Origin of the sequence: Photorhabdus noenieputensis, assembly GCF_018448935.1 — a bacterium.
Classification (GTDB): domain Bacteria; phylum Pseudomonadota; class Gammaproteobacteria; order Enterobacterales; family Enterobacteriaceae; genus Photorhabdus; species Photorhabdus noenieputensis.
On record NZ_RCWC01000018.1, the window covers coordinates 59,108 to 82,608 of the forward strand.

The 23,501-nt window shown below is 39.8% G+C and carries 17 protein-coding genes; 7 read left to right on the plus strand and 10 right to left on the minus strand.

Going from position 1 to position 23,501, the window contains the following annotated elements:
- Nucleotides 1-78 precede the first annotated feature (78 nt).
- The 7 genes from ltnD (at nt 79) to EAE91_RS13455 (ending at nt 6,893) form a co-directional block, all read left to right on the plus strand.
- Nucleotides 79-984 (plus strand): L-threonate dehydrogenase, encoded by a 906-nt coding sequence (gene ltnD, locus EAE91_RS13425; protein ID WP_214088935.1) that lies wholly within the window; start codon nt 79-81, stop codon nt 982-984.
- Nucleotides 984-2,261: a 3-oxo-tetronate kinase gene (otnK, locus tag EAE91_RS13430; protein ID WP_214088936.1), complete on the plus strand. Its 1,278-nt coding sequence runs from the start codon at nt 984-986 to the stop codon at nt 2,259-2,261. Before ltnD ends, otnK begins: the two co-directional genes overlap by 1 nt.
- A complete protein-coding gene (gene otnC, locus EAE91_RS13435) occupies nt 2,254-2,892 on the plus strand; it encodes a 3-oxo-tetronate 4-phosphate decarboxylase (RefSeq protein WP_214088937.1) in 639 nt (212 codons plus the stop codon). The genes otnK and otnC overlap by 8 nt, the downstream gene beginning before the upstream one ends.
- Before the next feature lie 22 nt (nt 2,893-2,914).
- The gene (gene otnI, locus EAE91_RS13440; protein ID WP_214088938.1) at nt 2,915-3,694 is read left to right on the plus strand and encodes a 2-oxo-tetronate isomerase; all 780 of its coding nucleotides are present in this window, start codon (nt 2,915-2,917) and stop codon (nt 3,692-3,694) included.
- A gap of 12 nt (nt 3,695-3,706) precedes the next feature.
- Nucleotides 3,707-4,474, plus strand: coding sequence for a DeoR/GlpR family DNA-binding transcription regulator (locus EAE91_RS13445; protein WP_214088939.1), 768 nt, complete (start codon nt 3,707-3,709; stop codon nt 4,472-4,474).
- A gap of 65 nt (nt 4,475-4,539) precedes the next feature.
- On the plus strand, nt 4,540-5,505 hold the full coding sequence (gene denD / locus EAE91_RS13450; protein WP_214088940.1) for a D-erythronate dehydrogenase: 966 nt from the start codon (nt 4,540-4,542) through the stop codon (nt 5,503-5,505).
- 2 nt (nt 5,506-5,507) lie between these two features.
- The gene (locus EAE91_RS13455; protein WP_214088941.1) at nt 5,508-6,893 is read left to right on the plus strand and encodes a GntP family permease; all 1,386 of its coding nucleotides are present in this window, start codon (nt 5,508-5,510) and stop codon (nt 6,891-6,893) included.
- 293 nt (nt 6,894-7,186) lie between these two features.
- Here the strand turns inward: EAE91_RS13455 and EAE91_RS13460 are convergent, their stop codons facing one another.
- The 10 genes from EAE91_RS13460 to EAE91_RS13505 all read right to left on the minus strand — a co-directional run bounded on the left by EAE91_RS13460 (nt 7,187) and on the right by EAE91_RS13505 (nt 23,492).
- The gene (locus EAE91_RS13460) at nt 7,187-7,534 is read right to left on the minus strand and encodes a type II toxin-antitoxin system HicB family antitoxin (RefSeq protein WP_214088942.1); all 348 of its coding nucleotides are present in this window, start codon (nt 7,532-7,534) and stop codon (nt 7,187-7,189) included.
- Between the two features lie 735 nt (nt 7,535-8,269).
- Nucleotides 8,270-9,298: a YwqJ-related putative deaminase gene (locus tag EAE91_RS13465; protein WP_214088943.1), complete on the minus strand. Its 1,029-nt coding sequence runs from the start codon at nt 9,296-9,298 to the stop codon at nt 8,270-8,272.
- 85 nt (nt 9,299-9,383) lie between these two features.
- Nucleotides 9,384-10,415, minus strand: coding sequence for a cytotoxic necrotizing factor Rho-activating domain-containing protein (locus tag EAE91_RS13470; protein ID WP_214088944.1), 1,032 nt, complete (start codon nt 10,413-10,415; stop codon nt 9,384-9,386).
- Nucleotides 10,416-10,635: 220 nt separating this feature from the next.
- Nucleotides 10,636-11,562 carry a cycle-inhibiting factor gene (locus tag EAE91_RS13475; protein ID WP_244868836.1) on the minus strand — a complete coding sequence of 309 codons (927 nt, stop codon included), beginning with the start codon at nt 11,560-11,562 and terminating at the stop codon, nt 10,636-10,638.
- A gap of 143 nt (nt 11,563-11,705) precedes the next feature.
- On the minus strand, nt 11,706-12,611 hold the full coding sequence (locus EAE91_RS13480; protein WP_214088946.1) for a Pvc16 family protein: 906 nt from the start codon (nt 12,609-12,611) through the stop codon (nt 11,706-11,708).
- Between the two features lie 20 nt (nt 12,612-12,631).
- Nucleotides 12,632-14,719: an ATP-binding protein gene (locus EAE91_RS13485; protein WP_214088947.1), complete on the minus strand. Its 2,088-nt coding sequence runs from the start codon at nt 14,717-14,719 to the stop codon at nt 12,632-12,634.
- Nucleotides 14,720-14,728: 9 nt separating this feature from the next.
- The gene (locus tag EAE91_RS13490; protein ID WP_244868837.1) at nt 14,729-16,666 is read right to left on the minus strand and encodes a contractile injection system tape measure protein; all 1,938 of its coding nucleotides are present in this window, start codon (nt 16,664-16,666) and stop codon (nt 14,729-14,731) included.
- Between the two features lie 51 nt (nt 16,667-16,717).
- Nucleotides 16,718-17,728, minus strand: a complete 1,011-nt coding sequence (locus EAE91_RS13495) for a hypothetical protein (RefSeq protein ID WP_214088948.1) — start codon at nt 17,726-17,728, stop codon at nt 16,718-16,720.
- Nucleotides 17,729-17,856: 128 nt separating this feature from the next.
- Entirely contained in the window at nt 17,857-20,760 is a 2,904-nt protein-coding gene (locus EAE91_RS13500) for a hypothetical protein (RefSeq protein WP_214088949.1), read from the minus strand.
- A complete protein-coding gene (locus EAE91_RS13505) occupies nt 20,760-23,492 on the minus strand; it encodes a hypothetical protein (protein ID WP_214088950.1) in 2,733 nt (910 codons plus the stop codon). Before EAE91_RS13505 ends, EAE91_RS13500 begins: the two co-directional genes overlap by 1 nt.
- Between the last annotated feature and the right edge of the window lie 9 nt (nt 23,493-23,501).

The window sequence follows — 23,501 nt, forward strand, 5'->3', positions numbered from 1 at the left end:
CTATCGTGTATTTGTGAAATTGTGTGTGAAACAATGATAAAAAATAACAAATTATAACAACAACACCAGGGAACCATCATGAACCAATCAACACAAAAAATAGGAATTATAGGATTGGGGGCTATGGGTATGGGAATTGCCCGCGCATTAATACGCGCGGGTATTCCCACATATGGATTTGATTTAAATCCAAAAGCCTGTGACCAGCTTCTGCAAGCGGGCGCTAAAGTGGCAACAAACAACGCAGCAAACTGGGCATCAGAGCTGGATGCTATTTTACTCGTTGTCGTCAATGGTGCTCAAATAGAAAGCATACTGTTCGAAGGCGAAATACCGCTAGTCAACCAGCTAAAAACCGGCACGACCATTGTTCTTCACAGTACCGTTGCCGCAGAACAAGCTAAAGATTTTGCTCATCGCCTTAGCCAATGCAACCTCAACATGCTAGACGCACCTATTTCAGGGGGCGCACTGAAAGCTGAACAAGGCCAACTCACTGTCATGGCTTCTGGCGAACCCGCATTATTTGAAAAACTAAAATCCGTATTTGATGCCACCACCGAACGCCTTTACCATGTCGGAAATGAGATTGGTCAAGGATCTACCGTCAAAACAATCCATCAATTACTTGCAGGTATACATATCGCAGCCGCCGCAGAAAGTATGGCATTGGCAGCCAAGGCCGGTATTTCCTTAGAATTGATGTACGATATTGTCACCCATGCTGCGGGTAACTCTTGGATGTTTGAAAACCGCGTCCCCCATATTCTGACAGGAGATTACACCGCCAAATCTTCTGTGGATATTTTTGTCAAAGATCTGGGATTAGCATTAGAAACAGGTAAGGATCTAAAATTCCCATTACCATTATCAGCCACTGCACATCAAATGTTTCTTGCTGCCAGTAACGAAGGTTTCGGCCAATGGGATGACAGCGCGGTTATCAAAACATTCAAAGGCATCACTTTGCCGGAGAAAAAATAATGACCATTAAATTGGGCGTTATCGCCGATGACTTTACCGGCGCAACCGATATCGCCGGTTTTATGGTGCAAAGCGGCTGGCGAGTCGTCCAGCTACTGGATACACCTGATGAAAATACTGACATTCCACAGAATATTGATGCTATTGTTATCAGCCTGAAAAACCGCTCATGCCCGATAGACGAAGCCGTCAATAACGCGGTGAAATCCTGCCGCTGGTTACGTCAGAAAGCCGGTTGTCAGCAAATATACTTCAAATACTGCTCAACTTTTGACTCTACCAGCAAAGGCAATATTGGGCCGGTCACTGATGCCCTGATGGATGAACTGAAAACAGACATCACGCTGATTTCCCCTGCCCTGCCAGTTAACGGACGAACAGTTGTACATGGACATCTATTCGTCAACGGTCAACTACTTAATGAAAGCGGCATGCAGCACCATCCCGTGACGCCAATGACAGATGCCAATCTGCTGCGCCTGATGGAACAACAAGCTCAAGGGAAAGCAGATCTGGTGGATCTGGCATGTATACATCAGGGAGAACAGGCAATCCGCGTCAGACTAAATCATTTACAACAACAAAACATACGTTACGCGGTAACAGACACCTTCGCCATGAATGACCTGCTGCCTATTGCCAGAGCGGCGTCAAACCTGAAATTAATCACTGGTGGTTCCGGTCTTGGTGCTGCCCTTGCCAGCACAGACACCGGTAAGCCATTGATGCCATGCCAACTGGAAGGGGCAATTCCACCCGCCGGGAATAGACGTCCCGTGATCCTTTCCGGCAGTTGTTCCGTCATGACCAACAAACAAGTTGCTTTGTACCAGAAACTGGCCCCAACCAAAGCCCTGAACATTGATTCATGCATCAAAGATCCACAATATGCCGAAAAACTGGTTGCGTGGGTTATTCAGCAATCCCAACATCACCTGGCCCCGATGCTATATGCCACACAACCCCCAGAAACATTACAGAAAATCCAACAACAATATGGTGCGGCTACTGCCAGTGAAGCAATAGAAAACACTTTCGCCAGCGTTGTAAAAGGACTGCGTCAGCTCGGATTCAATACCTTCATTGTCGCAGGCGGCGAAACGGCCGGTAAAATAGTACAAAGTCTGGACATCCAACAATTCAGTATTGGCGCACCAATTGCCCCCGGCGTACCTTGGGTACACGATCAACAACACAATTATTGGCTGGCATTAAAATCAGGTAACTTCGGCAATATTGATTTCTTCCTGCACGTACAGGAGGTGTTTCATGAGTGAACACGCACTACGGACAGAATTAGTCGAATGGGCTTGTTCAATGTTCTACCGGGGCTATAGCAGTGGCGGTGCAGGTAACATCAGCGCCAAACAGGAAGATGGCACGATTATCATCACGCCGACCAACTCCAGCTTTGGCGATTTGCAAGCTGACCGCCTGAGTAAGCTGGATGCAGAGGGTAACTGGCTATCCGGTGACAAACCCACAAAAGAAGTTTCCATGCACCTGGCAATGTACCGCAACCGCCCCGAATGCCATGCGGTGGTCCATCTACATTCCCCTTGGCTAACCGCCCTTTCCTGCCTATCCAATCTGGATAAAAGTAACTGCCTGCCTCCCATTACACCCTACTATGTGATGCGAGTTGGAAAACTGCCTCTGGTCAAATATCTACCACCAGGAGATGAAAGAATCGGAGAGGAAATTGCGAAGCTGGCCGCAAAACACAACGCAATCCTCCTATCGAACCACGGACCTGTTGTCGGCGGCAAAACTTTACGGCAAGCTTTTTTCAATGCAGAGGAATTGGAAGATACCGCCCGGCTCTATTTAACGTTACTGCCACATGGCTTCACCACATTAAATGAAGAGCAGGTACAAGAACTTGAAACTCGCTATCCCAAGAACTGAGTAAACAAACAAGGAATTCATTATGGCTAAATTTGCGGCAAACTTGAGCATGATGTTCAACGACGTACCTTTCACAGAACGTTTTGCCCGTGCAGCCAAAGCTGGATTTAAAGGCGTTGAATACCTGTTTCCTTATGAAGCAGCAGCGGAAGAACTTGCTGCCCTCTTAAAACAGCATCAATTAACCCAAGCTCTGTTCAACATGCCTGCCGGAAACTGGGCAGCGGGAGAAAGAGGAATAGCCTCTATTCCTGGCCGTGAAAAAGAATTTGCCGAGGGTGTACAAACCGCGCTGAAATATGCACTGGCGCTGAACTGCAAGCAAGTTCATGCGATGGCAGGCAAACTGCATGAACAATTCACGCCAGAACAACAACGCGAGTGTTATATCAGAAACATTCGACAGGCCGCTGATATGATGGCAGAACATGACATCAACGTATTAATTGAACCGATTAATATTCGTGATATGCCAGGTTACTTTCTGACAACTCAACATCAGGCTGAAACATTACTCAAAGAAATTGACCGTCAAAATGTTTTTATCCAGCTAGATCTTTATCACTGCCAGATTATGGAAGGGGATCTGCTACGCACCATTGAGCGTCTATGGGGCAAATTCAGTCACATCCAGATTGCCTCCGTACCCGAACGCCATGAACCGGATAGCGGCGAAGTGAACTATCCGTGGCTATTTAATAAACTGGATGAAATGGGTTACCAAGGGTGGTTTGGCTGTGAGTATCACCCCGCAGGCCACACGGAAGATGGTCTGGATTGGTTGACCAAAGTACAGAAATAATCAGGAGAAAATATGCTCCCATCAGAGCGTAAAGACTTTATTTATCGCTACGTACATGAATATCAGACAATTTCCATCAGTGCACTGGTTAAACTGATGAACGTCTCACATATGACAGTACGGCGGGATATCCGCACTCTGGAGGAGGAAGGAAAAGTCGTTAGTATTAGTGGCGGCGTGCAACTTAGTGATGTTTTACGTCAGGAATTGCCTTGGAATGAAAAAGCCCGACTTAATCATCATCACAAGCGGGAAATTGGTCAATATGCAGTATCTATGGTTGAAGATGGGCAAGTAGTCTATCTTGATGCGGGCACCACCACATTTGAAATTGCCCGGGTTCTAGCTGAGCGTTTTAACCTCACTATCATCACGAACGATTTTTCCATTATCCACTACCTGATGAACAAACCCCAATTAAATCTGTTCCATACCGGGGGACAGGTAGATAAGAGAAATCATTCCTGTGTTGGCCCTACCGCCGCCATGTTGCTTCGCAACTTAAATGTGGATATTGCCTTTATTAGCACCAGTTCATGGGATCTTGAGCATGGTGTCTCCACGCCACATGAAGAGAAAGTTTTAGTCAAACAAGCAGTATTGGAAATCTCCCGTCGGCGTGTTTTAGTGTCTGATAGCAGTAAATATGGCAAATACGGCATGTTTCGTGTCTGCCCGCTTTCAAGTTTGGATGATATTGTCTGTGACAGTCAGCTTCCACCGAAAGTGCAGCAACAATTACGAGAACATAATCTGATATTACATACCGTCAGCGTATAAGGATAAGAACCCTACTATAAGCCTATAAGCAAATAGCCCAAAGCTATTGAACAAAGAGAGCCGCAATGAAAATAATAATCACTGGTGGAGCGGGTTTTCTGGGCCAGCAACTCGCCAGCGCTTTACTAAACAACCATCAGACATTAAATTTCGACCAACTTATATTGACCGATATTCAATGTCCTGTATCACCGGTTAGTGATCCCCGCGTCCAGTGTCTGGCTCTGGATTTAACTCAATCAGGGGCCGAGGAAAAGCTGATCGATGAAAACAGTACGGTATTATTCCATCTCGCCGCCATTGTCAGTAGTCACGCTGAAAGCGATTTTGATCTCGGCTTGCAAGTTAACTTTGATGTTACTCGCAACTTATTAAATGTTGCACGGGCTAAAAATCCAAAATTAAAATTTATTTTCACCAGCTCCCTGGCCGTATTTGGTGGAGAATTACCCGCAACCATTACAGATCAATGTGCGGTTAATCCTCAATCATCCTATGGCGCACAGAAAGCCATGTGTGAATTGATGATTAACGACTACTCCCGCAAAGAATATATCGATGGCCGAGTCCTCCGTCTACCGACAATCAGTATCCGCCCAGGGAAACCAAACAAAGCTGCTTCCTCTTTTGCCAGTGCTATCATCCGTGAACCTCTACACGGGGCAAGCAGCATCTGCCCAGTTTCCCGCGATCTTACTTTATGGCTTTCCAGCCCTGAAACCGTGATCCGCAACTTTATCCATGCGGTTCAAATTCCGGCGGAAAAATTTGGTCTTTCCCGCACAGTTAATTTACCGGGTATTAGTATCACAGTTCAGGAGATGGTTGATGCACTGGCAGAAGTTGCCGGGCAGAAAACGGTGGAACTCATCCGCTTCGAACCAGACGAAAACATTAACCGTATTGTTGCCAGTTGGCCGGGTCATTTCGATATCAGCCGTGGCTTATCACTAGGTTTTTATGCTGATAATACTTTCAGTGACGCAATCCGTGCTTTTATCACCAACAACCTGTCCCAAGCTGGAGGCTAATTATGGAACACTACATTCCGATTATTGGTCTGGGTGTAGCCGTATTTACATTGATCTTTCTGGTGCTACGTACCCGTGTTCATGCTTTATTAGCCATGCTCATCGCAGCGGCGATCGCCGGGTTCTCTGGTGGCTTAACCGCAGCAAATACCATCGATGTCATGACTAAAGGTTTTGGTTCCACACTAGGCAGTATCGGAATCGTTATCGGTCTGGGGGTCATGATGGGACGGGTGCTGGAAGTTTCCGGTGCCGCGGAACAGATAGCCTACAGCTTTATCAAATGGTTAGGTAAAAAACGCGAAGAGTGGGCATTAGCGATCACCGGTTATATTGTCAGTATTCCGATTTTCGTTGACTCTGCCTTTGTTATTCTCTATCCACTGGCAAAGGCACTTGCGAAAAAGGGAAAACGTCACCTTCTAACACTTGGCGTGGCACTGGCTGGCGGATTGGTTATTACCCATCTCGCTGTGCCGCCCACCCCGGGTCCACTGGGGGTTGCCGGCATTTTCGGTGTAGATGTCGGTGCCATGATGTTAACCGGTATGGTTCTGGCGATACCTTGCGTTATTAGCATCGTATTTTATGCCAAATGGTTAGCAGTAAAATATCCTGAATTCCGGCCCATTGATGAAACAGAAGAAGCTCAAGATCTACAAGCAATCCATCAAGGCTACATGGAAGAGAAAACGAACAAACCACTACCGAGCCTATTTCTCTCCCTGTTGCCGATTATTGTCCCTATCGTTTTGATCTTCATTAAAGCCATTAATGGCCTGCTATTAAACACTAAAACCTTTACTGGACAAGAAAACCACTTCTATTTCCAGACATTTGATTTCCTTGGTGCACCAGTTATTGCCTTAGCTATCAGTGTATTGTTGGCGGTTTATACCTTGATGCCTAAAGTCAATAAACATGAAGTGATTGATCGTCTGGAAGAAGGTTTACAATCTGCCGGTATTATTTTATTGGTGACAGGAGCAGGCGGTGCGTTAGGAGCGGTACTGCGTGAAAGCGGTACCGGCACCATTCTGGCGCAATATCTCGCCAATCTCCCACTAACACCGGTGCTGATTCCATTTATCATCGCAACACTGGTTCGCTTAATTCAAGGTTCCGGCACGGTGGCAATGATTACTGCCGCTTCTATTTCTGCGCCAATTATTAGTCAAATTCCGGGGATCAACATGCTAGTTGCCGCACAAGCAGCAACGATGGGCTCGTTATTCTTCAGTTATTTTAATGACAGCCTATTCTGGGTCGTTAATCGCATGATGGGAATCAAAGATGCCAAACAACAAATGATCGTTTGGTCAATACCAACCACTATTGCATGGGCGATTGGCTTATGTGGTGTCATCATTCTGGATCTGGTGTTATAAACACCAAACCATTAGCAAAATTACCATTTAGTCTCTTTAAAATTAAGAGACTAAATTCATATATTGATCACAATACAACCTTTTATAAAATTTCATTTATCAATTATCGAAATTTTAGCTCAGATTGAAAAACATTCCCCCTATTCAGATTGCTGACGAACTCCATCCAAAAAGTGGGGTTCTGCTGATGTTAATCGTATTGTTGTGGTGTGGGATCTTTTAGTATAAGTGCCTCTATTAGATCAAAGACCTAAGCCGATGGCTAGACCTTTGTCATTAATCCGATAAGGTTATTAAGACCCTACATGATGTTTACTGACCTCATTTTCTAGCGCTTGATTCACGAAAGCATTAACCGTCACATTTTCTTCAAGTGCTAATTCTGCAATTTTTCTATGCAATTCTGGATTAACTCTAACATTAAAAACCCCTTTGTATGGCACATCAGGGTTTTTATTTAATTCCTTGCAGTCTTGCAAATACAAATCAATTGAGATTTTAAATTCATTTTCCAATTCTGCAATTGTTTTGGCTTCATAAGTCACTAAATCGCGGATATATTCCAGTTTACCAAAAAGAGTATCGTTTTCCAGGTCAAATTCAATTGTACCTAAATAACCTTTATATTTTAAATATTTCATATCAACCCCAATTCTTTTAGAGTCTGTTTCACCGCTTTGCTCATGTACTCCTCCTTCCTCTCAACAATGTAACTAATGATAGTTACACAAATCAAATAAGTCAAGTTCATTGTGCAACAAAAAAGGGCGTTAGTACCCTTCAGATCGATAAAATAATACCATTATTATATATCTTCATAATATTATTCAATAAAATTGGAATATAATTTTAGATATTTAATATTTTTCTATTCTTCCTGTCACCATTAATTTCAATAATATTTTTAATTACCAAAAAATAAATCATGCATTTAATTAAATCCAATTGAACAATAAGGTGTAAGATTACTCGCACTTGCTTGTTAATAATATTAAAAGAACCTTATCCATATTATAAGACACCAAGTTATTTAATAGCAAATGTTTATTTTCTTGATTTTAAATAATAAAATTACACTAATTACAAATGAGGTGTGAATATGAATATAATTGTTATTCAGTCAGGCCGTATTGATATAGTATATGATGGAATTTTATCTCTGTCATAATATTATACAAGGATTATCTTATGAAAAAAATTGCTTTTCATTATAGCTTTTATCAGCACGCTCTCATTTTCATTGATGGCAAATAGCGCAGGATAAATAGAGATAATAAATGGTCAACCTGCCGAACCGGGGGAATATCCATTTAACCGATAACAAACAAGTAAAATGCCTGAGAAGTGAAACACTCAGGCATAAAATAGAGATTATTTTATATTGGTGACTCTTGTGATGTTTTAAATCGATCTAATGTTGATGAAAAATTACTGCCTGCACTTCCTACTTTACCGGTAATAACATTCACTGGCGATGACAATATCCCCGAACAGTTATGACAAGCAGCAAAATCATCTCCAGCTTGTCTGGTTGTTAATCGCTGAGTAAAAATAGATGATTTCAACATGTCCCGCATATATTCCCCTATTTTCCGGCTTCCTATAGCTATAGCTTTCCCTGCCCTTTCATCTTCTAAAGTCAATAAATTATTCAATGCCTGTACTTCTGCATGCAACCCAGCAATACCGGCCATAGTTGGTAATATATAGTGATTATTAATAATATGATTTCTGATTAAAGACTCCATTACTGGATGCAAAGGATTTTCCTTACCATACATCTCTCTTATCCCTGCAATAAAGGAATCAATATCAGTGATTTTATAAGCTTCGGCCTCATCACTTCGCTGCATTTTCCATTTTTCTTCATTTTTTACTATTGATAATTTAGGACGTTTAATCAGGCGAATACCCGGGAATAATCTTCCATCTGCTAAATTTCTATTATTATCCTTAAAATTGACAAATTCATCGCCATAATCGCCATTATGCTCATATCCGGCATGAGCAGCGAAATCTTGCAAAGATTTTTTTGAATAAATAAAATTTCCACCAGAAACGCCACCATTTTTTAAACCCGGTTTAGAGAATTTACGCTGTTTCGCAAATTTCAACTTTCCAAACTCCTCAGAAGAATTGAGGATTAATTGCGTCTTTCTATTAAAATCGCCAAATTCAGGAAGCTGTCTCTTATAAGCTGACATAACTGCTTTTACATCAGGTAATTCCAAATGTAATGCGTCCAACAATCCTTCATCCGAAGTTTTACTTTTACCAAATTTAACTGCTTTTTCGCGAATATCATTCTTGAACATTTCTACGCTCTCTATAATGGCTGAACTTGTGATACCTGATATTATTATTTTATGCCAAACAATATTGCTATGCTTTTTTTCGATCTGCAAAATAAATCAATCAATTTCTGACAAATCAGATAGTAAAGAATATCGCTGGATTTAAATAAAAAAATTATTAAACAAACCTACTATATTATAACAACCGTTTTTTAAGTGAATTAATGACCTCAATAGTATTGCCTTTCTTGCCAGGTGAAACAGTAGCATCTTCCGACAATACTTTGACATTCATCTTTCCTTTATCATCCCTAGCCAACAGCGCATAACTATAGCCAGCCCTAATAGCAGGTTTTTCAGGTTTCTTTTCATCATAATTAAAAACACCCACATTTTCTGCCGTATTATCAATCACAACACCCGGTTTGCCCATATAGGTAATAACACTCTGATCATACTTTGCAAATATATTCACCAGATCGTTATTCTGTTCGCCAACTGTCATCGGTTCGCTATCCGGCGAAAGGGCTTTATGGCTTTCATAGGTAGTAACAACGCCCTGCCGACCTGTTTTCCATTCATTATCACCGGGTCTCTGCCCTGTATGATAAGCAAAAAAATAACCATCCTTCACGGCATACACCATAGTACAACCACTCAATGCTCCAGACGTGACAATAACCGGGTGCCCAAGCTGAATATCCTTCAAAGCAATTCTTATCCCCACGGTTCCCGATGCGCCATTCACCACATTAATGCCGGTAATATTGGGATCTAACGTATTTTTCCCCCAATGTACTCCTATCGCTCCTGAACCCGATTCTGATGATGTCACCTGATCACCAAGAAATCCCATCACAACATCATGAAAAGGATTTTCCTCACGGGGAGCTTTATTTCTCAAAGGCATTGCCTGTGTAAGTTCCCGTTTACTGTCATAACGATGGGCTACAACCGGCACATTAATTGGAGCCTCTTCACTCCCCACTAATAACCCTTTATTCCTCAACGGGGAAATATATCCCTTATTCAGGCTTCTATCCGCAAGAAATTGTTTCAATCCTTTGGTTTGCCTGCTGTTATAGCCTTCCCGAGGCTCACTCTTATTATTTGAAAGCTCAAGATGTCCACCAGAAGAACTTGATAATGGCGATTGCATAGCATTATTTATAGTGCTACTTCTAGTACGTTGTGTGGGTATTGTTTGAGGATTAGTATGTTTTAGCATTAATAAGTCCGCTGTATTGGTTAAATTTATTATACCCGTCATCATTCAAGTTGCCTCTTTGTTGGCTGCACTCACCCCGGTCACATAGTTACCTATGCTCCCGGGGATTCGCTCCTTTGCCGTCGTGATCCATCTTGAAATCCATTGGGTATATATCTAAGATTTTGATTTACCTAATATTATTTTCGAAATCCTAATATAAATATTTGAATAATACAATTCACTCTGGTTTACTAAATTTCCTATCATCATTATCAAGTTTAGATTTTAATGCTTCAATATTTTCATAAAAATCATTAATATCGTATTCGGTCAAATAAACATCCACACCTTTATCTCTTTTTACTCTATCCAATTTGACATTGGATACATTTTTATGTATATCAAATGTCTCTGAAATTAACTCTTTCTTTTCATCATCAGATAATAAATTAAACTCACGACTTAATAATTTTTTTAACTTATTAAGATTAACGGCATCTTTTCCTCTGGAATTTAACCAATCTGCTATTTTCAGCGGAGGTAATGCCCCTTCTCCTAAATCTGATTGATAGATATATCCCACTGTTTCCTGATCATTGGATGGAAGATCAATTAAAAACATATGCCCAAGTCGATGATCATTAACCAATGCAACATAATTTTTTGCACCACTGAGTTGATCAACTCTTTCAGCAAATTCATTGCCATCTATTTTTCCTGTCTGGGCCGTTTTTACTGGATCAATAGCATGTTCCCCCTCAGTCATTAATTTAAAAATATTTTGGGCGGATAAACCACAAACTGGCTCAGTAGGATCATAAGGATTTACCCCAACGATTTCTTGATAGATTTCAATACCACCTAATTCAGAAACGATATCATCAATCGCCTTAAATATAGCTGCCAAATCCCGATCAGTGATTTTATCTTGCCAATTATCATTCCAAAGTAATTTATTTCCTTTTGGATCATTATGTAGCGCAATAATATCATCTATCGATTTTACGGCATTTACATTATGTTTTTTTAATTTTGAGGTATCCTTTGATCTCGATAAGCCAGAAGAAATACCTATTTCCAGATGATTACCGGTTTCTATATTTTTACATGCTCTATCTTTTACGGCACGAGCTTCAGATTCTTTTGCAAAATTGCTGATTGGCATAATATCATCACCCAAGGGTTATAAGTAAGTAATATATAGATTAAAATATCAGAAACAACAAGATGATTTTATATAAAACCATCAATAAAAATATCGTTATCTTATATTGGCCGCCATCTTATTATGGGTAATTAATTAAGTGATTATTTTTCAATGCCAATTAATTTATTAGAATCTACTTTATCAACAATAATACCTATGCCATTTATCTTAACAACCTCCTTACGACTGTTTAGCCATGCTAAAAGGATCTCCTTTATTTTAGAACAATAGGTTGAAAAAGTAATACCTGAAACCTCAAGAATAATTTTTTCATTTTCTGGCTGATCATTACTGTCTACAACCGATAAAACTGGTTTAATTGTTAGATTCACTTTAGTCAGCGCAAAACGCACATCTTCTGTACCACCTAAATCAATACATAATTCCTCTAACAGAGCTTGGCTTATTTGTGAACTAGTAGGATTCAATTTTTGATTCACAGAATGGGAAACCTCCATAACTGACTCTATCGTATTTTTAATATCTTGAAGTTCTACCGGTGCGGTAACCGAATATAATAAAGAGAGTCTTGGACGATTACCAAGAGCTTGCCAAAAATTACCCAAGCTATTTAAATTTTCCTGCGGCGGAATGACTCTGGTGTAGGCACCAGGAATTTTGGGTAATTGACGATGATTAATCAATGCGTTCAAAACGGAGGTCATTATTTTTGCCGCCTGATTATCAGGCTGACTATCCGGGCTACTACCATCAACTGAGGGTTTATTCGAATGCCAGTAAGTAATTAAATAATTATAATTAATATTGACCCATCCCGGTAACAATAAATTAGTCACAGGGTTATAACGCTTTGGTTCAGCAGAGCGTAATTGCAAATCTTCATGTACATCATAGAGAAATACACTTATTGTCGGCTTCGATGGAATCGAATTTATTTCTGGCAAATCAAAACGAATATCAATATTATTTAAATATTGAGATAGAATATCTTTTAGTGCGTTATTAACTTCCACAATTGCATTATTAGGTCCAATAATATCTTTCATATCGACTCCAAATTTGATAATTATTTAAAAATCAGTCTGCCACTCTTATTTAATTCGAGAGTAACTGCCCGCTCTATATGTTGATTATCAATTTTTTTACTATTATTGTCTGCGGCTAATATTGATGCCAATAAGGCAATATTTCTGATATTAGCCCCAGTCAAATCAGCTCGTTTAGCCAAATGTGCAAAATCAATTTCATCAGATAATTTCAGTTGTTCAGGCCAAATAGTTTGCCACATTTTTTTACGTAATATTTCGTCAGGATAAGTAAAATGGGTAATAAAAGTAAAACGACGATTAAAAGCGCTATCCAGGTGGCTACGATTATTAGTCGCTAAAATCACCAACCCCGGATAATCCTCCAACCGTTGTAACAGATAAGAAACTTCAATATTGGCATGTCTGTCTTGAGCATTTTTGGTTTCACTACGCTTGCCAAACAGTGCATCGGCTTCATCAAAAAACAGTACCCCGGAATCCGATTCAGCCAAATCGAAAATGCGGGCGATATTTTTTTCCGTTTCGCCAATATATTTATTTACCACGGTAGAAAGATCGACTTTAATCAAATCAACACCAAGATGCCCGGCAATCACTTCTGCGGCCATCGTTTTACCCGTTCCCGATTCACCATGAAACAATGCACTAATACCAGTACCATAACCTAATTTTTTCTGAAAGCCAGCACCCAAAATCTGGTCACGGTAATTAATCGTTGCAATAATCTCTTTCAATTGTTGAGCTAATTCACCAGAAACCACTAAATCATTAAAATTACGTTTTGGCGTTATTCGTCGAGCCAGTTTACCTAAATTCTGTTGAGCGCGGAAACTTAATGCTTTACGTAAATCTATCTCTTCTAATTGACCACCCGGTTGTCGTAATATTTGATATTGATAAGCTTCTTTAAGAATTAACGGTAAAGTTTCCGCAGTAAATGAGAAACGCTGGCACAATTGAACAATATTAACTCTCTGAGCAGCGTTATCTGGTAAACATTCTTGCAACATAGATTCTTTATCCACCCGCGTAGCTACCGGCATCTCAATTTGCACCATTGATAAATGTTTAATCCATACTAATGCGTCTCCCGGCTCTACTAAACAAACCACTCGTAATTTTGGTTGATTCAGTAAAACGGATAATAGGTTATTCAATGTTTTCTTTTCATCTGTAAGTAAAGAAAAATGACGAATTAATAAACAAGCATTATGTAATCGTGCTTCTCTCACTGCATCCGCCAGCAAACTAGCTATTACAGTTGAGTTCTCGTCCTCCGGCAATCGAGCTAAATCCAAAATTAGAGTACTGATATTGTGAAACGCCATAATATTGCTGACCGCTAATTCTCTGGCACTGCCCTGTTTTCCTCTAAGTCCCACCAGCGGGCGAATTTCATCAGTTTCATTCAATAATATTTTCTCAAGTGAATGATAAAGAGTTGATGGATACCAAAGGTTCGAAGTAGGAGAATGCCAATAAGCACAAGTTATTAGAGGCGGCAGAATTGGCTGTTGTCCTGATAAAAAATGCCAGACGGCGCTGTGGGTTAAAAATTGCGTTTGTAACCAAATAGATTCTTCGTGGTTATTGAGCCGTAAGAGTTGGTTACTAATTAATGGTGCGGATGGTAAAAAGCAGTTTTGCAATAATTGCCAATCACTGTGGCGTTGACTAAATAATTCAATTGCTAAAGCAAAGCCAGGCCACTGCTTTTTACTATTACCGTGCAGAGCAGCAAATAATGCATGATAACGGCTGTCAAAATGCGGCAATAAACCGAGTAATAAGATATCGCGCTCAAATTCTGTGAGTTCAAAACGTTCAACCAATAAAGACAATGCATCAGAAGCAAAGTGTTCTTCGGTTTTCGGATGACCAACAATATTACCCTCCTCAAATAGCCAATGAGGAAAGCCCTGCGGCTGTACCAAATATTCCTCTACCTTATCCTCAGTAAGTAAAAAACTCTCCGGTAATAAATCGTATTTTTCCCTTTTATGATAATAGTAGCGCTGTAATAGCAGATCGATACGTTCCAAATGGGGATAAATCCAATGTAATTCAGCCACCGCATAGTGGTTATTTTTAACTAAAGAGTTCATATAGACCTTTTAAATATTTTGCCAGTCAATCTGTAAAGGACGATTTAACCAAGGGAGTTTGACGATATTTAACGGCCACGGCCAGTCGGCCAATAACAGATCAAACGGCTGATGTTGTAGCGTAATTTTTATTTCCTGTTCATCTATCAGTAATTCACCCGGTCGTTGTAAAAACAGTTGGCGAACATCATTACGGCTCAGTTTTTTCCAACCCGGAAGTTGAGCAATAATCGCATCCAACCATTGTTCTATTATCAACTGTTTTTCTGGCTCAACAGGGATTGATTGCGTCTCTTCATCAATCATTAACCCACACAAAACTTTATTTAAGATTTTTCTCTCTATTTGTCTCTCTTCATCTCCCCAAATAAGATAATCCAAGAAATCAACCGCCCTAAATTGAGCTTGATGATGAATAAATTTTTTCTCCTCAAGCAGAGCTAGTTGATTAAATAAAGCGGGTAACATCGGCCATAGAATTAATATTCCAGCATTACTTACCTTATATGGAGAAACTAAATCTGATTCAGGATATGGCCTGTTAATATCCCGAAGTTGATTACAATCATTATCTTTAACGTGTAAATTATTTGATATTGATAATATTGTTTGATCTTGAGGAGTTAATGCTTGATTGGCATTATTTGACATAAAACGTTGCGACAGTTCGTTATACTCCTCAGCAGAGAGATATTTTTTACACAGTTGTGAAACCAAACCTAATTGCCATAATGGGGCTAACCAAGTTGTACCTGTTTGGTTATATAACGCCGGATGTTGCAATAATTGGATGATATTTTTTGTTTTTATTTCTCCTTTTTTAATCGCTGTAGCTATTAATGAAAAAATTATTGATGAAAGCTGATACTGACTTAATGGTGGTAAATTTTCCCAATGCTCTGTAGATAACTTCTGTAATAACTCAGTAATCATTGAATTAACCGGAGATGTTTGCTGTAAAGATTGTTCTCTCAAAGTCTGAGTTTCACAGCCAAAACGATTTGTTAAATTTTTATATTCCTGAACAGAGAGGTGTTTTTTACACAGTTTTGGAATCCATTCTATTTGCCAAATTAGCTTCAACCATGCATTTAATAAGGTATTTTCAGCGACTATATTTTGGCGGAATAAAGTAATAATAGGCACAATATCAAGCATACTGTTATCAAATTCAGCCATGATATATGATATCACTTTCATATCTGGTTTGGGTATTTCCTGAGTATTATACCGATGGATATATCCCAATGCATTCAATACCAATTGCCAAGAGGAAACTACCTTTCCTTGATGCTGAGATCTATCTATATTCTCCGATAATTTGTGATTAATTTCGCTTAATAAAGCCGGCTGACTGATAGCTAAAAGCCGTTGTAAACCGTGCTCAGATAAGCAGCTTTTTGCTAATAATAATGCTAAATTTTTCTCTATTTGCATTAATTGATCAATTAAAACTTTGGCATTAACATCAATACTCCTATTACTCTCCATTGCCTTTTCATGATTTAATTTAATATCTTTTTGATATAAATACTGGATAAATTCCTCGATATCAGATAAATAATCACTCTGTAATAAAGAGGATTTACCGATATTTTTAGATATTATTGAATTTTCCGTAATGGTTTCTCCATTATTATTTTTTCGATATTGTCCCAATGCTTTATTTAGTTCAGCATTAAACCTAATAGGAAACAGAGAATTAAAATTGTTTAAGTTAATTTCACCAAGATTCAGAGTTAATTTCTCTACATAAACATCCTGATTAATAACATGCTTATTAAAGTATAAATTAAATAATTTACGTACACCGACTTGATCAAGCAGAGAACTATGTAATAATTTTTTAGTTACTTGTTGATTATTAGCTTCAATAGTAATGGTAATCCGGTTGAACAAATTTGGCTCCCAAGGCATATTAATATTTCCTCTGTCATGAATTGACATAATAAATGTGAGTTTGGTTTTATATAGGATATATCACTATGATTAATTAATTTATTTTTTCATAATGTATCTCATGTAATATATATTTGTTGCTACATGTTTCCCATATGCTAACTGCCAATAATTAGTCTCTTTATTTAAATGCCCTGAAATTAAATTAAGAGATGCCTCTGAGTCATGTCCATTTCTATTAGTATTTAAGTCAGGCGTACCATTATTTCCATCACACCATACCCAGCCCGGAGGAGGGTTATTATAATTATCTCTATAAAATGGCACAATTGTTCCGGGTGGAATAATTAGGTCTGCGAGTTTTGATGCAATTGCGTTGACATCCACACTAACACCCTTATCATCAACATTAATACCATTACCCTCTTTGACTTTTACACCATTTTTACTCAGACTCAAACCACTTACACCACTCCAAGCATTACTTGAATTTCCTCCCTCTAATTTTAAATAAAGACCTGTATTATCAGTTACCACAATCCCCCCCCCATCCCAACATTTAACAGCTATACCATCTGGCTCAACAGAAATACTGCCATTATTCTTGGCCTGAACTTCTACTCCATTTCCACTAACCGAAATACCATTACCCGCTTTAACTGAAACACCACTACTATCAACATTAATACCATTAGCGGCCTTGACAGCGACATTATCTGTATTTACAGCAATACCATTACCTTTACCAACAGATATTCCATTAGTTTCATTAATAAGACCACTGCCAAGGTCTACAGATAAAATATCATTTTTTAACATTAATGGAGAAAAACCGTTATTATCGATATCGGAGATAGTACCTATCTTTAAATTAAGCGTACCATTATCATCCAACTTCAATCCTACTCCTGGTCCATTTTGTTGAGGAGCTTGCCCGGTTGCTTTGCGGCCAATATCAGCCATATCAATTAAATGTTCATAATCAGTTTGTAATGGAATACTACCAGCCTTAAAACGTTTTTTTAAATCATCCACCGAGGGAACTTCTGTTTTATTATTGGTATTTTCTGGATTAATCTCTGAATTAGAAAGATTGTTCTTTTTTTCCATTTTTATCACCTTATATATTAGTCTATTCTATTGTTAATATCCTAAAATTATGAATATATAATGAAATAGTAATAATTAAAAACCATGAATTTAATAGTGCAATAAATATCTCTTATTGTAATACAATATTAATCCCCTTTATTACGATTAATATCCTCCTGAATTTTCGGTACATATAGTAACTGGTTACTCTCAATAAATTCAAAATGCCATTCTGTTTTAGATTCACCAATCACCTCAGTTCTCTGCTTTTCAGTGGCAATTCGCATATTCCCGGTCCCCGTTAATGGGGAAGGCAGACGTCCTAAAGTCAACATTTCTAAAATATGGTATGCTTCATCCCCTAAAGCAGAACCATTATTTTGCCAACGTTTATAGGTGCTGGCAAAATTCCTGAAATGCTCTAAGGGCAACCAATGGATAATCATGGAAACATGTGCCGGAAATTCAGCTAAAATCTCAGTTTTTACCCATGATTCCAATTTATGAGGATCAACTTTGCTATTTTCAATTAACTGACGATTAATGACTACACTGACGACAAATGAAAAACGATCAGTATGCGCGTATTCTGCACCAGAGAAATACCAGCGATAACGCCATGCATTTTCCTTTTGTGGAAAAGCAGCCTCATTGTCTTTATCTCGTTTAATTAATATTTTACCCTCAATACGATCGAATTTCTTTACCACAGCTTTAAGCATATAGTCAGATGGAGAATTCACGCTAGCTACTATTTTTTTGGCTGGTTCATAAGGGGTAATTTTATATTTTAGCGTGATTTCATCACCCTCTTTAATCATGGCTGGAAAATGGCTTTGGGGACTGGAAGTGATCCAGCGTTCATCTTCGGCATCGATTTGATCTGTCTCATCGGCATAAACCAATTGATAATCCATATCTTCCAACCATACCGGGCTATTTTGCCAGCATAGTTTTTTGTCGATAAATGCCTGCTGTACTCTGTCCAAATTGTATTCCAGAGCAACACTGTTACGGGTATCAAGATAAAATGATTTTTCTGTAATCTCAGTAATCACTTGGCCCCGTAATGTGAATCCGCTCTCACCTTTAATAATTAAATCAATTATCTGACCATGCAATAACTGCCCTGCTACACTTTGCTGAGTAATAATTAAGTGATAGCTTCTAGAATCAGGATGATTTTTAATTTCTAAATTATCAAGTGTTTGTTCACTGTTGAATGCCTCATCAGGTTTCACCGGTAACAGCCGACGATGCTCAATTAAATAGAAAGGCAGATCAGCCAAATCAGGCGGTTCATTAAAACATTTTCTTCCCAAGCCTAACCGGGCGGCAATTCGTTTTTGCAGCGCCGATACTTTATCAATACGAATATTATTACGATGATAGGCCAGCTCTGGTTGTTGAGCCAAGTAACCGCGCTGAGTGGATAGAAAATCCTGTCGATTGAGAATAAGTGGTCTGGCCGCTCGATGAGTACCAAAATAACTCAACAGATATTCAAGGATAGCTAGCTCTTTTGCATAGTTTCGTTCATGGATGCCATCATCGTTATCAATTTGCCCATCATCATTCAATTTCTTGATTAAGTCAGGCATTATCGCCTGATGAACGTTCTGACTAACGGAATTAACTTTAAAAGGCCATTGTGCACCGTATACCGTGTTTCCCCGTTGTTTAAAGGCCAGTAATTTCGGTAAGAGGGCAAGTTCTGCACAGCCATTAGCTAACAGTTGTTCAAAAGGCAGCATAAATTGGTGTAACTGTAGTTGTTGTAAGCTATGTTTATTAGTCTGCAATCCATAACAAGCGGGTAATTTATTGCTTGCCGGGTAATAATCCCGCACTTTACGATGTTTACCCCAATTCAATAATTCTGGATTTGTATTAATCAACGGTTCTGTGATGAGCTTTTTCTCTATATCTTCGCTAGAAACTGTAACTTTCACACCACCTTTGGCGATAATAGTCAATGGGCTGTCTAATGAAGTCATCAATGCTAAAGGATCTTCGCCCCATAATCTGGGATAATATCCTTTCGCAATTTCCCAAGACCAATTATCTTGCGGTAGCAGAGAAATAATTTCCTTATTATCTTTATCTAATTCCAGTCGAGTAATACCTTGAACTCCCTTGATAGACAATAATTGGTTAACCAAATGGCTTAAGTTTAATACCATAGTGCCGTTGTAATCTCTGATCAGCGGTAATTTAGGTATCCAACCGTGATGTAAATAAGGTCCATCAAAAATTTCTTCATTACTGTAACCCATCTCTTTCATTGCTTGGGTGGTATAACGTAGCGGTTTTTCAATTATCGTTTGTTCCGCTGTCATATAAATTTGAGCAAATACGTCAGCGATATCTTTAACATCATTATCAAGCTGAATATCAATCTTCAATGGCAAATCAACAGGTTTTAACCAGATAACCCGACTCACCCATTCCCCCAGATTACGGTTATCTTTCAGGAAAGCGTTAAGTTTCTCCTGAGCCAGCTTATTATCGGCCTGAGTTTCCCGACTAGGCAGCAAATAAAGCCAATAATTTCCTCTTAATGTTAATTGTTTACTTTCTGAATCAGAGACTTGCATGAAACTGTATTCACGTTTCTTTTTGCTATACCAGTATGTGTAGCGTTGATCTTTAGGTTCGCATATCAGCCGTGCATCATTAAATAAAAAGTAACCCTCAACCGTATCGCCACTGTGTAAATCCAGCAACGCCCGACGATAATCCGCTGGTGTAATTGGACCACAGGTCAGCATCTGTTGCGGACCAAACTCCTGCGGGAAAATACCCTCTCCGGTGGTCTGTTCCTCTGGGGTGGGCGTAAGCAGATCTTTCAGTGGTAATGAGTGACGATAAGCTAAATCAGACGCACTATAACAACAGGCCTCCAATAAGGTGATACCGGGATCATTCTCACTCATATCACTCCAACATTGACCAGAATATTGCTCAATCACCGCCTTAGCTTGGGCAAGTAAGGTATCAAAGGCAATATCATCTTTGACGATGGGAAACAGAGCATCCTGATTATTCATTAGTTAACTCCTTGGCTTGAGGAACACTTATCTGTCCAAACTAAAATCAACACTTCGTCATCGTTAGCTTCAATACTTGCACCCACGGTACCCTTAGTTTGGTTAGCGGTGGTTATGCTTAAATTAGTGACTCGTTCTACCAGAGGGGATTGTTCGATGGTGGCTAATAATTGGTAATAGTCAATGCAGTTACCGGTTGTCACGCCGATAGCAGGATTCTCCGCCCACGGCATATATATTCGGCTTAATTGCTGTTGTAGCTGATAGCAGCCGTAGTCGGAATTAACGCCAGAGATGAAGGTCACTTGATAGTCCACTTTAACATCAACATAAGTAGGATTGTTGATTTCAATGGTTGCCCAAGGGCTACTTAATTGGCTTAACCATTCGACCATCTCTTTCAGTCGCGCCGGGTTTAGTGTTGGGCGTAATGCATCATCGTTATCCTTGTAACGGTTATCCGGGATCACTATCAGTTGTTGCTTTTCCGGTGCCGGGATGGTGGTTAATTTACTGCCCGAATGGTATCTGACATCAAATAGGCTAATAAAATGATCCTTTAATAAGGTAACCATGTTCCCCCAACTCAACACTCGATTACGATGGGACAACCGGACAGGAATTCGTTTTAAGAAGGCTTGCTCACTCTCTTGCGGACGACCATTCCAGGAAGCCCAAGGTTGCGTGATGCTGCTGATTGCAGCAATCGTGGCCACCGGCTGTTTTATGCTGTCAGCAACCAATCCATTAATAAAATGCTCTGGCTCAACAGTTTCTGCGTTGGCTAATGTGGCGATGATGGCGTTATACAGCAAGCCTTTAATGCGTGGGTAATCTTGAGGATCTATCTTTCCAACTATCTCGGCTTTCAACCAGTACCGCCCTGTCGGCATCAGAGCGGCCTGATTTGAAGCATCCTGTGGTAATAAGGTGCGCCAGATACCCCGGTCGAACAAGTTACCGGTTTGATCGTCAACTAATTTATCCAATTTACGCCAAGTATTGCGCTTATCGAGGTAAGACCAAGATAAATCGAGCGCTTTAACACCTTCTAAGTGCCAATAGAGAGATAAAGTTTGCCCCGGTAGTACCCCCGTAAAGCCTAAATAGAATGCCTCATAGGTGAATGCTGGCGTCTCTGCTGCCGCCTCACCCCGGCCAAAAGGAGTCAGAGGGTAAACAGCAAATTGCTCAAGTTTAGCTTTAGCGCTGAATTGAATCTGCAACGCACTGATTTGTGGGGTATAAGGTAAATTCTTACCGGTAGGGTCTTGCCAATATTGGGTATGCATAAAATCCTGTCCCGCCAGTTCTATGCGTATTGAGGCAGGCCAGTCATTGGGAGATGAGCTGTCTGCAACGGGATAATTCATTGTTGGCAAGGTAAATTTTAGGCTTTGTCCTTGTGGTGCACCCGTTCCACCAAATAACGGTTGGGTAGCATTGAGTGTCTTTCTTTCTTGAGGAGTGATTAAATAGCCCTGTATTTTGAATGCGTCATTTGCAGTAATCCTATAAACAGGGTTAAGTTCTTCACCCTCTTTACCCTTCTTAACCTCCTTATACCACTCTTTAAAACCCTCTTTGGGCAAGCCAACCCATTGGGGAGTAATCGTGAGCGTTGCGTTTTCAGTGCCATACCATTCAGGGGCAATCAGATTAAAACCGGAGCCTAGCAGCGGTGATTGACCAAAGGGAAAACTGGATGCATCCGTTCGTTCAATACCACCATCAGAGGCGTAGTACACACTACGATTGCCGTTAATGCTGATTTCAATGTCTTTAATCTTAGACAGCATCGGTCCCTGTCTGGTACCTAGTTTTAGTACCGGTACATCAAACGTCATATTATCCAAGGCATCAGGAGGAGTTATCGGCGCATCACTGGCGGACAATCCGAGCTCAAGCGTTGTTTTGTTGACAAGTTTTACCGCCAAGGAAAGCCAACGATTTTCTGCACTGATATTAGCCGTGATATGCTCAGGTTCACCATCCCACTCGCTGGCTAATGTGATTTTAATCGTGCGCTCTCCTGCTGACATCGCAAATAAAGGCGAAGTAATTAAGTAACCGGACAGAACCGAAACATCATCAGGCGTTGGGCTAAAAAGCCGAATACCGTTTTCAGGGAATGCAATGTTATCTGCAAGATTTAGTGGTATTGCCGATTTCCAGCTATTCCCCTCTTTTCGATACCAACACAGGTCAGTCAATTCCCCTTGGTTTGCCAATATATTCAACTCGGATACATATTGTAATGGATTGCCAGCGCTATCATGTCCGGCATCAAAGAGAGTTCCTTTCGGAATAAGATATTCAACACGATCAGAATTCAAGGTAATACCTATCGTCACCCGATCCGCTTGAGCATTTCTCGGTTTTAAACCCAATAATTCCCGGTAATAAAGATCACGATGACGTGCCGGAAAAGTATTGAATAATATTTTCGTCGTTTCTAAGAGTTTTAAAAAAACCAGTAAAAAAGCCTGATGAGCGGGTAAAGTACCATTTGCTCTATTCGCCTCTTGGTAAATATTGGCTAATTGCTGCGGCGTGTTTTCCTGAATAAAATAGAAGCTACTCCAAAACTGCTCTTTTTCTTGACCAAAAGGGATTTTTTCGGTGTATTCTTTAAGCCAGTTTAAAATATCTAATGTGCTTCTTTCATCAAGTTTAAAATCCGTCTCAGATACAATAGCGGTAAGTTTATTATTTAATCCGGTCTGTCCCATATTTATACC